Origin of the sequence: Neorhizobium sp. DAR64860/K0K1 (assembly GCF_050500205.1) — a bacterium.
Classification (GTDB): Bacteria; Pseudomonadota; Alphaproteobacteria; order Rhizobiales; family Rhizobiaceae; genus Neorhizobium; species Neorhizobium soli.
Map to the genome: position 1 here is coordinate 615,759 of NZ_CP191458.1, position 14,300 is coordinate 630,058.

Annotated in this window: 14 protein-coding genes; 5 read left to right on the forward strand and 9 right to left on the reverse strand. The window is 61.0% G+C overall.

All coding sequences use genetic code 11. The annotated features are described in order from the left end of the window. The first annotated feature begins 4 nt into the window (after positions 1-4). The 5 genes from ACQY1J_RS02735 (at position 5) to ACQY1J_RS02755 (ending at position 5,222) form a co-directional block, all read left to right on the forward strand. Positions 5-841, forward strand: a complete 837-nt coding sequence (locus ACQY1J_RS02735) for an ABC transporter ATP-binding protein (protein ID WP_430249274.1) — start codon at positions 5-7, stop codon at positions 839-841. Further along, the gene (locus ACQY1J_RS02740) at positions 841-1,677 is read left to right on the forward strand and encodes an ABC transporter permease (protein ID WP_430249275.1); all 837 of its coding nucleotides are present in this window, start codon (positions 841-843) and stop codon (positions 1,675-1,677) included. Before ACQY1J_RS02735 ends, ACQY1J_RS02740 begins: the two co-directional genes overlap by 1 nt. Continuing rightward, positions 1,677-2,990 (forward strand): cytosine deaminase, encoded by a 1,314-nt coding sequence (locus tag ACQY1J_RS02745; protein ID WP_430249276.1) that lies wholly within the window; start codon positions 1,677-1,679, stop codon positions 2,988-2,990. The genes ACQY1J_RS02740 and ACQY1J_RS02745 overlap by 1 nt, the downstream gene beginning before the upstream one ends. 2 nt (positions 2,991-2,992) lie before the next feature. Further along, a complete protein-coding gene (locus ACQY1J_RS02750; protein WP_430249277.1) occupies positions 2,993-4,402 on the forward strand; it encodes an FAD-binding oxidoreductase in 1,410 nt (469 codons plus the stop codon). Between the two features lie 238 nt (positions 4,403-4,640). Further along, positions 4,641-5,222, forward strand: a complete 582-nt coding sequence (locus ACQY1J_RS02755; protein ID WP_092662648.1) for an NAD(P)H-dependent oxidoreductase — start codon at positions 4,641-4,643, stop codon at positions 5,220-5,222. Positions 5,223-5,372: 150 nt separating this feature from the next. On the opposite strand, the gene ACQY1J_RS02760 is transcribed toward ACQY1J_RS02755, so the two are convergent. The 9 genes from ACQY1J_RS02760 to ACQY1J_RS02800 all read right to left on the reverse strand — a co-directional run bounded on the left by ACQY1J_RS02760 (position 5,373) and on the right by ACQY1J_RS02800 (position 14,242). Further along, complete coding sequence (locus ACQY1J_RS02760; protein ID WP_092662646.1) at positions 5,373-6,983, reverse strand: FGGY-family carbohydrate kinase; 1,611 nt, start codon at positions 6,981-6,983, stop codon at positions 5,373-5,375. 36 nt (positions 6,984-7,019) lie between these two features. Next, positions 7,020-7,748 carry an SDR family oxidoreductase gene (locus tag ACQY1J_RS02765; protein WP_092662644.1) on the reverse strand — a complete coding sequence of 243 codons (729 nt, stop codon included), beginning with the start codon at positions 7,746-7,748 and terminating at the stop codon, positions 7,020-7,022. 29 nt (positions 7,749-7,777) lie between these two features. Continuing rightward, on the reverse strand, positions 7,778-8,815 hold the full coding sequence (locus tag ACQY1J_RS02770; protein ID WP_430249280.1) for an NAD(P)-dependent alcohol dehydrogenase: 1,038 nt from the start codon (positions 8,813-8,815) through the stop codon (positions 7,778-7,780). 17 nt (positions 8,816-8,832) lie between these two features. Continuing rightward, positions 8,833-9,915, reverse strand: coding sequence for an ABC transporter ATP-binding protein (locus ACQY1J_RS02775; RefSeq protein ID WP_430249281.1), 1,083 nt, complete (start codon positions 9,913-9,915; stop codon positions 8,833-8,835). A 56-nt stretch (positions 9,916-9,971) separates the two neighbouring features. After that, a complete protein-coding gene (locus ACQY1J_RS02780; protein ID WP_430249284.1) occupies positions 9,972-10,970 on the reverse strand; it encodes a sugar-binding transcriptional regulator in 999 nt (332 codons plus the stop codon). Positions 10,971-10,988: 18 nt separating this feature from the next. Next, entirely contained in the window at positions 10,989-11,894 is a 906-nt protein-coding gene (locus ACQY1J_RS02785; RefSeq protein WP_430249285.1) for a sugar phosphate isomerase/epimerase family protein, read from the reverse strand. Beyond that, positions 11,891-12,709, reverse strand: a complete 819-nt coding sequence (locus ACQY1J_RS02790; protein WP_113469347.1) for a carbohydrate ABC transporter permease — start codon at positions 12,707-12,709, stop codon at positions 11,891-11,893. The genes ACQY1J_RS02785 and ACQY1J_RS02790 overlap by 4 nt, the downstream gene beginning before the upstream one ends. Then, positions 12,709-13,623 carry a carbohydrate ABC transporter permease gene (locus ACQY1J_RS02795; protein WP_092662632.1) on the reverse strand — a complete coding sequence of 305 codons (915 nt, stop codon included), beginning with the start codon at positions 13,621-13,623 and terminating at the stop codon, positions 12,709-12,711. The genes ACQY1J_RS02790 and ACQY1J_RS02795 overlap by 1 nt, the downstream gene beginning before the upstream one ends. Before the next feature lie 67 nt (positions 13,624-13,690). After that, complete coding sequence (locus ACQY1J_RS02800) at positions 13,691-14,242, reverse strand: SIS domain-containing protein (RefSeq protein WP_092662631.1); 552 nt, start codon at positions 14,240-14,242, stop codon at positions 13,691-13,693. Positions 14,243-14,300: the final 58 nt, after the last annotated feature.

Consider the following 14,300-nt stretch of genomic DNA (forward strand, 5'->3'; position numbering starts at 1 on the left):
TCGCATGGCCGAGATAGACCCCATCACCCCGCCCCCTCCCAAACAGCGCCGGGCGCTGTTGGTGATGAAGGACGTGTCCAAGGTCTTCTCCAGCGGCACGTTGGCGCTGACCGGTATGTCGCTCACCGTCGACGGTGGCGAATTCGTCTCGTTGCTCGGCCCCTCAGGCTGTGGCAAGTCCACAGCGCTCCGGATCATCGCCGGCCTGGGCGACACCACGACCGGCACGATCGACTGGCCGAGTTCACGCATCAACTCCAAGGGCCTTCCCGACGGCGATATCTCCTTCGTGTTCCAGGAGCCGACGCTGATGCCCTGGGCGACCGTATTCGGCAATGTCCACCTGCCTTTGAAGTTGCGCGGCATCTCCAAGGCTGCCGCCAGAGACGACATCTTGGCCGCCCTCGACCGCGTCGGTCTCAAGGACTTTGTCGACGCCTATCCGCGCGAACTTTCCGGCGGCATGAAGATGCGCGTCTCGATTGCGCGCGCACTCGTTACCAAGCCGAGGCTCCTCCTCATGGACGAACCCTTCGCCGCCCTCGACGAGATCACCCGCCAGAAGCTCAATGACGACGTGCTGCGGCTCTGGCGCGAAACCGGCATCACGGTCATCTTCGTCACCCACTCGGTCTTCGAAAGCGCCTATCTGTCGAACCGTATCATCGTCATGAAGGCACGTCCCGGCCGCGTCCACGACGATTTCCCTTTGGTGACCAGCGCGGAGCGTGGCCTGCAATACCGCACCTCCGAGGAATATCGGGCGACCTGCGACAAGGTCTCGCGCTCGCTGATCGAGGCCATCGGGTTTCCGCTTGCTGACGGTATGGAGCTTCACTGATGAGCACTCTCACGCCAGTCTCCAACCCCGGACCGAGTTTTGCCTCGATCTACGGCGAAACCCTGCTGAAAATCCTCGTGCCCATCCTCGTCGTCTGCACCCTGCTCGTCATCTGGCAGGCCGGCGTCTGGGTCTCGGGCGTGCCGCAATATATCCTTCCAGGCCCGATAGCCATTGCCGGTGCCCTGTTCAAGGACTGGGGCACGCTGTCGCCGGCGCTCTGGGTCACCACCAAGATCACCCTGATGTCGCTCGGCCTTGCCCTTCTCGGCGGCGTCGGCATTGCCGTTGCCCTCGTCCAGTCGAAATGGATCGAGATTGCCTTCTACCCGATCACTGTCATCCTGCAGGTGACCCCGGTCGTCGCGATTGCTCCGCTGATCCTGATCTATTCGCCCTCGACGCAAGTGGCGCTGCTGATCTGCGCCTTCCTCGTCGCCTTCTTCCCGATCCTCTCCAACATGGTTCAGGGCCTGAAGAGCGTCGATCACAACCTGCTCAATCTCTTCGACCTCTACGGCGCCTCCCGCTGGCAGACGCTGCTCTATCTGAAACTGCCGGCCTCGCTCCCTTACTTTATGACCGGCCTCCGGATCGGCGGCGGCCTGGCGCTCATCGCCGCCGTCGTTGCCGAATTTGCGGCAGGCTCGGCCGGCGCCGGCTCCGGTCTTGCCTTCCGCCTGCTTGAGGCTCAGTTCCGTCTGAACATTCCCCGCCTGTTCGCGGCCCTGTCTTTGCTCTCCTGCCTCGGCGTCGTGATTTTTGCCATAACCTCCTTCATTTCCTGGCTGGCGCTTCATCGCTGGCACGAGAGCAGCCTGAAACGAGAAAACTGATGTCGAGCCCGGTCACCGCCCTCCCTGCCGCAAAGCGCTTCGTCCTTGCCAATGCGACGCTGCCGCAGATCTGCGTCGACGGCGTCGAGGCGCCCGCCTGCGAGGGCCTGATCAGCGCCGACATCATCGTTGCCGATGGCAATGTCGAGGCAATCCTGAAGCCCGGCACCGCCCCATCCGGCCTGCCCTCGACCGATCTCAGAAACGGCATGGTCTGGCCGACCTTTGTCGACATGCACACCCATCTCGACAAAGGCCATATCTGGGACCGCCGGCCGAACCCGACAGGCGACTTCATGGGCGCGCTGGAGGCCGTAAAAGCCGACCGGGAAGCCAGGTGGTCGGCTGCCGACGTCAAGACCCGCATGGAATTCTCGCTGCGCACGGCTTACGCCCACGGCACCAGCCTGATAAGAACCCATCTCGACAGCCTGGCGCCCCAGCACCGCATCTCCTTTGAGGTGTTTTTCGAGGTGCGAGAGGCCTGGGCCGGCAAGGTCGACCTGCAGGCCGCCGCTCTCTTCCCCTTCGACCAGATCACCGACGAGACCTTCTTCAAGGATCTGGTCGAGGTGATCGTCAACCACAAGGGCCTGCTCGGCGGCGTCACCTATCTGATGCCGGGCCTCGACGAAAAACTCGACATCCTCTTCCGCACAGCCTCCGAAAACAGCCTCGACATCGATCTGCATGTCGACGAGACGCAGGACAAGGAAACCCTGACCCTGAAGACCATCGCGGAAGCCAAAATCCGCAATAGTTTCGAGGGCTCAGTCACCGTCGGCCATTGCTGCTCACTCGCCCGCCAGGACGACGACCTGGCCAGGCGCACCATCGATCTGGTGGCCGAGGCCGGCCTCTCGGTCGTCTCCCTTCCGATGTGCAACATGTATCTGCAGGATCGCCACCCAGGCCGCACGCCACGCCAACGCGGCGTCACCCTCTTCCATGAGCTCACTGCCGCCGGTATCGCGACCGCCGTCTCCTCCGACAACACCCGCGACCCCTTCTACGCCTATGGCGATCTCGACCCCGTCGAGGTCTTCCGCGAGGCGGTGCGCATCATCCATCTCGACCATCCGCTCGACACCGCCGCCCGCGTCGTCACCCGCACACCCGCCGACATCCTGAAGCGCCCCGACCATGGCCGCATCGCCGTCGGCGGCCGCGCCGATCTCGTCATCTTCAGCGCCCGTCGCTGGAGCGAATTTCTTTCCCGTCCGCAGGCCGACCGCATCGTGATGCGGAATGGCATGGGCATCGACCGCAGCCTGCCGGATTACCGCGAACTTGACCCACTTCTTGGAGCTTAGACATGGCTGATTACGCCAAAATCATCGAGGAGCTGGAAGGCATCGCCGTCGAGGACAATCCGGCTCTGATCAAAATGAAAAGCCGCGATTTCTACTGGTATTCGCCGATTTTGAAGGCCGAGCTGGACAACGTGATCGGCGACCTCATCGTCTTGCCGACCACGGAAGAAGAGGTGATCCGCACCCTGAAGGTCGCCTATGCACATGGCGTGCCCGTCACCCCGCGCGGCGGAGGCACCGGAAACTACGGCCAGGCCATGCCGCTCTCGGGGGGCATCGTGCTCAACCTCATCAACATGAACAAGGTGAAAGAGATCCTGCCCGGCCGCGTCATCTGCGAGCCCGGCATCATCATCTCCGAACTGGACCGCCAGACCAAGCAACATTCGGCCCAAGAACTGCGCTTTCATCCCTCCACCAAGCAGACCGCCAGCATCGCCGGCTTCATCGCCGGCGGCTCCGGCGGTGTCGGCTCGATCACCTGGGGCGGCTTGCGCGATCTCGGCAATATCCTGAGGCTGCGCGTCGTAACCATGGAAGCCGAGCCGCGCGTGCTCGAACTCTCCGCCTGGGACCTGCAGAAGGTCTCCCATGCCTATGGCACCAACGGCATCATCACCGAAGTCGAGATGCCGCTGGCGCCTGCTTACGACTGGGTCGATGTCATCGTCGGCTATGACGACTTCATGGATGCGGTGAAATTCGCCGATGCGCTTGCCCACAAGAACGGCATCCTCCTGAAGGAAGTCGCCCCGATCGCAGCACCGATCCCTTACGACTACTTCACCCGCCACAAGCCCTGGCTGAAGGAAGGCCAGTCGGTGGTGGTGCTGATGGTCGCGCCCCATTCCATCGAACCCTTCCTCGCCTTCGCCGAGAAGATGAAGGGCGATGTCTGCTTCCGCTCCGATACGGTCGAGAGCATGAAGGGCATCCCGCATGCCTTCGAGCTCACCTGGAACCACACGACGCTCCGCGCGCTGAAGGTCGATCCCGCGATCACCTATCTGCAGGTCCAGTATCCCGGCCCCGACCACGTCGAGAAGGTCCGCACCATGACGGAACTCTTCCCCGACGAAGTCATCGGCCATCTCGAATTCATCAAGTTCGACGGCCAAATCCAGTGCGCCGGCCTGCCGCTGGTGCGCTACACGACGAAGGAGCGGCTGGAGGAAATCATCCGCATCCACGAGGAAAACGGCTGCCCGATCTTCAACCCGCATCGCTACACGCTGGAAGAAGGCGGCATGAAGCAGACCGACCACGTCCAGCTCGCCTTCAAGAAGGAAACCGATCCGAAGGGCCTGCTCAACCCCGGCAAGATGATTGCGTGGGAAAACCCGGATTTCGATTTTGCGGCGGGGAAGAACTACCTGTTTCCGGGGCTGGGGGTCTTTTCCGAAGCCTCATAGGCGCACACGATGCGTTGCGGCTCCCCCGTTCCGGAGCCGCAACGATTGACCGCCACCACACCCCATTCCGAAGGTACTCCCGGCCAGACCTTTCCGGCCCATGCCTTTCACGACATGGCATCCTCCATCCCTCGGCTAAAGGCGGCGACGGATCAGCATGCTGGGACAAACGGCGCGGAAGTTTTCGAACTGGAACCCCGACCGCTGATGCGGCGGGCAACGACTTGGAGCTTTTGACATGCGCGTACTCGTCCTCCACTCCCATCCCCTCGAAGAGAGCTTCGGCCGGGCGCTCTACAAGCTCACCTGCGAGAGCCTGGAAAAGTCCGGCCATGAGGTCGACGGATGCAATCTCTATGAGGAGGGTTTCGACCCGGTCCTCTCCGCCCATGACCGCCGCGTCTATCACGACATTCCCGACAACCTCTCCCTCGTGCAGCCCTATGTCGAGCGCCTGAGACAAGCGGAAGCACTTGTCATCGTCACCCCCGTCTGGAACTTCGGCTTCCCGGCCATGCTGAAGGGCTATTTCGACCGCGTCTGGCTGCCCGGCGTCTCCTTTGACCTCGCGGATGGCAGGCTCACCCCGACGTTACGCCACATCAGGAAACTCGCAGCCGTCATGACCTATGGTGCCACCCCGATGCGGGCCTTCCTCGCCGGCAATCCGCCGAAGAAGATCGTCAAGCGCGTCATCCGCGCCCAAATCAAGATCGGCGCCCCAGTCACATATCTCGCCCACTACGACATGAACAATTGCACCGAAGAAACGCGCGCAGCATTCATGGCCAGGGTCCGCCGCGAGATGGAAAACTTCTGAGACGGAAAAAGGATTGAAGACCTTTTTCATGGCCTTGGACCTAGCGTGGCATGCGCGGGCCTGAGTGCAAAGAGGCTTCTATAACTTGCCGTGACGCGTCCGTAGCTGTCATCGCGTTTGCTTTGGTGTCGCAACGTCCGTGACGGAGAGCTAAAAGTCCCTGATCTTGCGTAATTCCGACTGGAGCGTCCGGAAAGCTTGGAAGCGCCGGTCGTGAATGGTTCGGATATCGCCGGAAGCCGGTTCGTAGATGCGGCCCGCTTTGCTGAGCGCTTGCATAGCCTGCCTCAGATCAGTGAAAGATTTCGCCGCAGTCGCTCCCAAGAGCGCTGCTCCGAGCAGGACAGGCTCCGACGTCTTTGGTGCAACCACCGGCTTTCCGCTCGCATCTGCCAGGATCTGGCGGGTCAGATCATGCTGGCCAGCGCCACCGCTGATGATGATCTGCTGCACATCTGCGCCAGCCTCTGCCTGTGCTTCGATGATCTGGCGCAGGCCGTAGCCTATGCCGCAGAGCCCAGCCACATAGAGCGCTACCAGATTTTCGAGATCCCTTTCCATGCCGAGACCGGCGATGGCAGCGCGTGCGGCGGGATCGGCAAAAGGTGCACGGTTGCCGAGAAACTCTGGAAGAACATGCAGACCCTTCGCCAGGGAGACGACGTGCGACGTCGAGGATACTGCCTGTAGCGCCAGATTGGCTAGCATCACGGGCAGGGAAAGACCTTCCGTCTTCGCCCGCGCGCTCGCCTCATGGAAGGCGGGATGAAAGCTGATCAATTGATCGATCGCAGCGCCAGCCGCGCTCTGACCACCTTCGTTCAGCCACAGCCCGGGAACCATTGCCGAGAAATAGGGCCCCCAGACGCCGGGGACGAATTTCGGGCTGCTGGTGGAGGTCAGCGTGCAGGATGAGGTGCCGAAAACATAGCCGAGGTTCAGTTCCGGCGTGCCGCCAATGCCAACGGTGCCGATACCGCCGGCATGCGCGTCGATCATGCCGGCGGACACCGGCGTGAAGGGACGAAGACCAAGCTCCTCTGCCGCCGCGTCCGTCAGGCCCTGCCCGACTGCGGTGCCGGGCTCGACGATCTCCTGGCCGATCCGGGCGAAATTCTCGTCGGCGAGTTCCTGCAATCCGATCTGGCGGAAATAGGTGGGGTCCCAGCGGCTTTCATGCGCGAGATAGGTCCACTTGCAGGCAAGCGTGCAGGTAGAGCGAGCGAGGCTGCCCGTGGCGCGCCAGGTGAGGAAGTCGGCCAGATCAAAGAACTGCCAGGCCTCAAGGAAAACCTGCGGGCGATTTTCCTTGAGCCAAAGGAGCTTCGGCGTTTCCATTTCGGGCGAAATACGGCCTCCGACATAGCGCAGCACGCCGTGACCGAGCGCATTGATCCGCTCGGCCTGTTCGACAGCGCGATGATCCATCCAGACGATGATGTCTCGCGCCGGATCGTCCGAAGGACCAACGGGCAGCGGACGTCCGCCCTCGCCGAGAACGACGAGGGAGCAGGTCGCATCGAAACCGAGGCCTGCGACCTGATCTGGCGAAACCTTCGCCTGCTGAAGAGCCGTGCGAACTGCATGGCAGACCGAGGCCCAGATATTGGCGCTGGATTGCTCGACCATGTGAGCGTGATCGCGATAGATCTCGATGTCGCGCTTGCCGGTTCCAAGGCACTCACCCTTCTCATCGAAGACGCCGGCGCGCGCACTGCCCGTGCCGACGTCCACGCCGATAAAATACCTAGAACCGCTCATGCCTCACTCCTCCGGCTAATCGATATCGTGTCGTGCCTATAGATCGACGCTATTCGGCAAGATCACAAGATCCCGAATGACCACATTGCGAGGACGCGACAACATGAAAAAGACTGCCTCCGCCACTTCCTGCGGCTGCATCAGGCTGCCATTCGCCAGGGCCTCATCCATTTTTTCCTTCGGCCAATCATCCAGGAGAGACGTCACGACGGGACCGGGAAGAACAGCACCAACGCGGATACCATGCTCTGAAACCTGGCGACGCGTCGTGTGCACGAAAGCCTGCACCGCGAATTTGGAAGCGGTATAAATCGGCTCCCAGACGACGGGAACCACACCGGCAACCGAACTGGTGAAGAGGATATCGCCGGACTTCTGTGCGATCATATGCGGCAGAACCGCTTGGACGCTGCGGAATGCCGCATTGATGTTCAGGTTCAGCATGCGGTCCCATGCGTCGGGATTGCCTTCTGCCACGGCCCCGCCGACATAGGCACCCGCATTGGCATGGAAGATATCGAGCCTTCCCGCCACGTCCAGAATGCGCGGAAGAAGGCCGGAGACGCGTGGCCCATCGAGGAGATCGACCACCACCATGCGGGCGCGCTCGCCCAGTTCTTCGCAAAGTGACTTCAGCCTGTGCTCGGCGCGATCGACAAGCACGACAGTCGCGCCCTCATCGATCAGCTTTTTCGCGCAAGCAAGCCCGATCCCAGAAGCGGCCCCGGTAATAGCCGCGACCTTTCCGTCCATACTCTTCGTCATGATGAAACTCCTGTGGCGTTGCGCCTCGGTTAATCGGCAAGCCGGATCTGCAGCTTCACATCTTCCGCCAAACCTTTCGCCGCCCGTTCAAAGGCAGCGATGCTATCGGAAAACGCATAGGTCTCCGTGATGAGCGGTTTCAGGTCGACCTTGCCAGATGCGATCAGGTTGACCGCGCGATCGAAATTGTTGGCGTATCTGAACACAGTTTCGATGCGTGCTTCCTTGATAATCGAAGCAGGCACATCGAAGTTGACCGGTTCGATCGGGAGGCCCACCAGGACCAGCGTGCCACCCGGACGCATGAGATTGAAGATACCCTCGTAAGCTCTCGGACTGCCGCTCGCCTCGAAAATCACATCCGCGCCCCAGCCATCGGTTGCGTTCATCACGGCATCCTGCAGCGACGTTTCCTTGATGTTGACGGGCGTGACACCCGCGTATTGCCCGGCGATAGCAAGCTTTGGCGCGCTGAGATCCGAGATGATGACGCGTGAGCAGCCACCGGCGAGTGCGGCAATCGCTGTCATGATGCCGATCGGGCCGCAGCCGATGACGACAGCAACATCGCCGGGCGTGATCTGCGCACGGGTGGCTGCCTGCATGCCGACCGCAAAGGGTTCGATCATCGCGCCTTCGGCAAAGGATACAGTGTCGGGCAGCTTGTAGGTAAAGGCTGCTGGATGCACCACCTCCGCCGTCAGCACGCCATGAATAGGCGGCGTCGCCCAGAAGCGGACATCCGGATCGACATTATAGATGCCAAGCTTCGAGGCACGCGCTTCCATGTTCGGAATGCCCGGCTCCATGCAAACCCGGTCGCCGACCTGCAGTGTCTTCACCTGCGAGCCGACCTCGATCACTGTGCCTGCCGCTTCATGACCCAGCACCATCGGCTCTTTGACGACGAAGGAGCCGATTGCGCCATGGGTGTAATAGTGGACGTCACTGCCGCAGACCCCGACGGTGTGAATGGCGACCTTGACGTCGCCGGCGCCGACTTCGCACGGCAGATCGATATCGCGGATCGCCAGCTCGCCTTTGCGTTCGAGTACCAGAGCTTTCATGTCGTGACTTCCTCAAGTCAGAGTGCCAGGCCATCCGGCGTAAAGAGATAGATGTGGCGCGGATCGATGCCAGCGGTGATCTGAGCGCCAGGCGTCAGATCCGGCCGCCCATTGGCGAGGATGATGATGGTTTCCTCGCCGGTTCGTGCGTAGATCTGCGTTGAGCCACCCAGGTTCTCGGAAAAGTCGGCGGTCAGATTGAGGAGTGGCGTGGCAGCCGCGACATCCAGATGTTCGGGTCGAAGGCCGACCGTCAGTGTGTCGCCAACCTTCGCCTTACCCGCGGAGAGATGCGTGAGAGACAGGGTTCCAGCCTCAAAGGCCGGATGCGAAAGCTGCAGGGTGGCGCTGTCGGCACCCGTCACCTTGGCTTTGAGAAAGTTCATCTTCGGCGAACCGATAAAGCCCGCCACGAACGTGTTCGCTGGATGATCGTAAAGCTCGGTCGGCGAGCCGATCTGCTCTACGAGACCGGCGCGAAGAACGACGATGCGGTCCGCCAGCGTCATGGCCTCAACTTGGTCATGGGTGACATAGACCATGGTTGCACCGAGATTGCGGTGCAGCTTGGCGATTTCCACGCGCATCTGGCTGCGCAGTTCCGCATCGAGGTTCGAGAGCGGCTCATCGAACAGGAAGATCTTCGGGTTGCGAACGATCGATCGACCGATTGCAACGCGCTGACGCTGACCGCCGGAAAGCGCGCGCGGCTTGCGCTCCAAAAGGGGCTCGATCTGCAGGATGCGGGCCGCTTCGGCGACGCGACGCTTGATCTCGTCTTCCGGCAGTTTCGCCATGCGCAGGCCGAAGGCCATGTTCTCGAACACACTCATATGCGGATAAAGCGCATAGGACTGGAAGACCATCGAGACTTCGCGCTTCGCCGGCTCCTCATAGGTCACGTCCTTGCCGTCGATGGCGAGCGTTCCTGACGATACGTCCTCAAGACCGGCGATCATCCTCAGCAGCGTGGACTTGCCGCAGCCGGAGGGGCCGACGAAAACCACGAACTCCCCCTTGGAGGCGGTAATGTTGACACCCTTGATGACGCTGAGTTCCCCAAACGTCTTCTTGATGTTGTCCAGCTGCAGGAAAGTCATGTTCACGTTACTCCCAATTCCGCGATACCGGGGCAGATCCTCCAGTAGCGCCTTCTCTATTTGCCTTTGGTGTCTCTCTGGATTTCGTTCTGCAGCAGGCCGGTCGCACAGTTCTCATCGGTCACAAGACGCTTGACATAACCGCCGCGCAGGATGGCGCGAATGATATCGACCTTGTACCAGCCGCCCGAGGCCAGGATGGAATGCTTGACCGACTTCAACTGCTCCGGTGTCAGCGACAGCACCCGCTCGTGCAACGGATGATCGACAGGCTTGCCAGCGGCGTCCAGAAACACGCCGAGCAGGTCGCCCACGGCGCCGGCTGCAAGAAGGCTCTCCAGATTTTCGGAAACGGTCGGCGTCTGCACGAGGAGAGAACGTGTGGTCATGTCGCCGCAGGACACCAGCGCCACATCGACGGATCGCGCGCGACGCATGGTTTCGCGAATACCGTGATGGGCAAGCAGCGCCTCCCGGCTCTCCACCGAAGGGAAATAGAGAGGCGCCGTGAGATACCAGCATTCGGCGGAGATCGCCCGTGCATAGCCTGTCGCAACCTCGAAAGTGCTGGAGCCGGAACCGCGCGTCAGACCGCCCATGACGGACGTGACCCAGCTATCGGGAAGAGGACGTGGCGTCAGCCGTTTGAGGCCTGCTGTCAGGGTTTTTCCCCAACCGACGCCAAGCCCCATTCCATCTTCTAACAGCGTGTCGAGAAGGCCGCCCGCGGCATCGCCGATGGCCCGCTGGTTTTCCTGATCGTCGGGCAAAGTCGGGATGACGCAGACCTCATCCAGCCCGTAACGCTCCTTCACCTTGTTCTCAAGCTCGATGCAATTGGCCATGGGCAGGCGGATGTCCACCACGACCGAACCGTCCGTGCGCAATTGTCCAAGCGTCTTGTTCACCCGAAGACGGGTGAGCCCCAGTTGATCAGCGATCTCCTGCTGTGTCAGGCCGCCGATGAAATAGAGCCAGGCGACACGCGCACGGATCTGCTGCGCGTCCATGTCTTCCATCGTTGTCGTCGGCGTCTCGGTTCCCTTGGGCGGCATGGTTCGTCGTCTCCTAATTCAGGCAAAGGCCTGCTTGAGCGACGCGGCCGATGCCTTCAATGCATCCAGTATGGATTTGCTATCTCGTTCGAATGGGTAGAACACTTCGAGGAATACCGGAGATTGCGCAAGTCCCGTGCGGGCAAGCAACGCTTTGGCCTCAGTGGGATCGACTCGACCTTGTTCCGTGAAATCCCAGTGTCGGTCGAACTGGAAATCCGTCTGCTGGATGTGCACAGCGCCGATGACATCGTTCAATTGGGCGAACCATGGCTCCATTGTATCTGCCCGCTCGCCATAAAGCGGCTGGAAGGTGCCGTGCCCCCAATCAACGCAGAGGCTCCAGGGTGTCGCGGATCCGGCCACATCGGTCATCATCTGGCGCGCCTGGTCGACGGTCCACGGCCATTCGCGGCGCATCGGCGTCGGCTCGACGTAAAGCTCGGAAAGACCGGCCGCCTTTGCCTTGTCGCCCAGGCGCAGCATCCGCTCAATCAGGCCTGTATAATCGCGTTCATCGATGGCTTGCGCCTCGCTTCCATCTGTGCGGGAGGCAATAGCGCCCAGCGGACCGCCGACGCCCGGAATGCCGGCCTCGGCGGCGAAACCATAGGCGCGTTCAAGCCATGCCTCGGCGAAAGCGCGCACGTCCTCATCCGGGTGCAGCAACTGATTGAAGGTGTAATGCGCAAGCCCGATGAAGGCGCTGTGAATGAAGATGCCGTGATCGTCTGCCGCCTTTCTCACATCTTTCGCTTGGCGGGAAAGCACAGGCGCTGGCCACATCGGATCGACCAGATCGAAGGAGAACTGGATGAGGTCCAGGCCCAGTTGATCCCGCACCACGGGCGCCCAGAACTCAGGCGTGATCCAACGCTTGACGCAGAAGGAGAGGTTGATGCCCAAAGGGTTCGCCGCATTCATTTCGTCGCTCCCATTGTAAGGCCGCGCACCATGTGGCGCGATACGATCAGCGCGAAAATGGTGACAGGAAGAACGATGACGGTCCCGGTCGCCATGATCTTGCCCCAGGGCAGTTCATAGCCGGACATGAAACTGGTCGCGACGACCGGGGCGGTCTGCACATCACGGCGGGTCAGCACGAGGGCGTAGAGCAATTCGTTCCAGGAGAAGATGAAGGAGAAGATGGCCGAGACCGCAATGCCCGGCGCGCCGAGCGGCAGGTAGATCTTGCGGAAAATGGTGAACTGATCGGCACCGTCCAGACGCGCCGCCTGTTCAAGATCAGGCGGGATGGACTTGAACTGGTCCGTGCAGATCCACACCACGATCGGCAGGTTGAATGTGAGATAGATCAGGATCAGCACGAGATGCGTATCGAGCATCCTCAACTGAAGTGCCAGAATATAGACCGGGAGCGCCAGAACGATCGGGCTCGTCATGCGGTTGGAAATGAACCAGAACCAGAGGTCGGACTTGCCGCGAAACTCGTAGCGGGCAAGGGCGAAGGCGGCGGGTGCGCCCAGAAGAACGGCAAGTGCCGTTGTCGCCGTGGCTATGATCAGCGAATTGCCGACAGCTCCAATCACCTTCGAATCCGCGAAGATTTCTCGGTAGTTATCGAGCGTCGGGGCAAACATCCAGACCGGCGGCGAAGCCAGGATATCGGCCTGCGTCTTGAAGCTCGCCGAAACCATCCAGTAGAAAGGAAACAGTGTGAACAGGATGACGGCGGTCAGGCCAAGGGCATGCAGGATGGTACCGGACGAAAGACGCATCAGTTCACCTCCTTGTAGAGAACGCGGATGTAAAGTCGGCTGAGCAGGATGGTGATCACCAGCAGCAGGATGGCCTGTGCCGATGCCGTGCCGAGATCGAAGATGCGGAATCCGACACGCTGGATGTAGATGGAAACGAGGTCTGTGGCGGAGCCCGGCCCGCCGCGCGTCATGACGAACACCATATCGAAAAGTTTCAGCACATCGGCTGAGCGCAGGATCAGAAGCGCCGTCAAACCTGGCATGAGATAGGGAAGCTGCACATGCTTCAAGAGCGCCCATTTGGAGGAGGTTTCCAGCCGCGCCGCTTCCTCGATTTCACCCGGCACCATGGAGAGACCAGCCAGAAAGATGAGGGCGCAGAAGGGCGTCCATTGCCAGATATCCATGATGACGATGGCCGCAAAGGCACCCGCCTGCGAGCCCAGCCAATCCAGCCCGCCGATACCGAGCGCATCGAGGAACCAGTTTGCCACCCCAAAATCACGATTGAAAATGAGCCGCCCGATGAGGCCGACCACGGCATAAGTGGTGGCGAGCGGCACCACCAGAGTGACGCGCGCCAGCGATTTCAGGAAACCCATGCCCGTCTTGTGCAGAAGAAGCGCGATCATCAGGCCGAGCGCAATCTCGACAGGCAGAACCGTGATGTAGAACTTCGCCGTCAGAAACAGCGAAGCCCAGAAGGTGCCATCGGTCAGCACGGATATGTAGTTTTCCAGCCCGATAAACGGAAAACCATCCCGCGGACGCGCGATATTGTACCGTCTGAATGACGTCACCACCGCAAAGATCGTTGGATAAATGCCGATGATAAACAGCGTGAAGACAGCCGGTGCCAGAAACCAGAACGGTGTCCAGCGGCCGTAACCGCGATTGGGTCTGAGCTTGGGTTGAGGCGTCATCCTCGTCATCGACTTATCCTGTTCATGCCCGGATGGAAGGGGTAGCGTTGGCCCTTGGGGAGCAGCGCAAATTCCCTCATTCCAGATTGGTATGGTTGGCGCGCATGGCAGCGGGCGTCACGCCGAGCTTGTCCCGCACGGCAAGCACGAGCAGCTCGAACGCAACATAAAGAGCGCCTTCGTAAAGCGAACCCATGGGCAGCACCGAGGTGCCCCCACCTTGATCATTCGCCATGGTCTGTGCCGGAACATGCAACACCAAATCCGCTTTCGCAGCAGCTGCTCCGGAAGGTTGGGCTGTCACCACCAGAACCCGGGCACCAACAGCCTTTGCAATGCCAATCAGCGCCGACACGGTTGAGAAATCGCCGGGGCCTGCCGAGACGATGAGGAGATCGCCGTTTTCGACCGGTGGAGTGGTCATATCTCCCACCACCGCGGATTTCAGGCCCAGATGGAAGAGGCGCATGGCCAGCCCCTTGATCTGTAGTCCCTCGCGGCCCACACCGTAGAGTGCGATGCGATTGGCCGTAGCGATGGCGTCGGTTGCCGCCGCAAATGGGGTATGATCGATCCCGGCGATGCAATGGCCAAGTTCCGCCAGCGCCTTTTCATGAAGATGAAGCATGGGTTCTGTTCCGCAGGATCCGAAGAGGGACGTGGATGATGGCGACCGCGCGCCACCA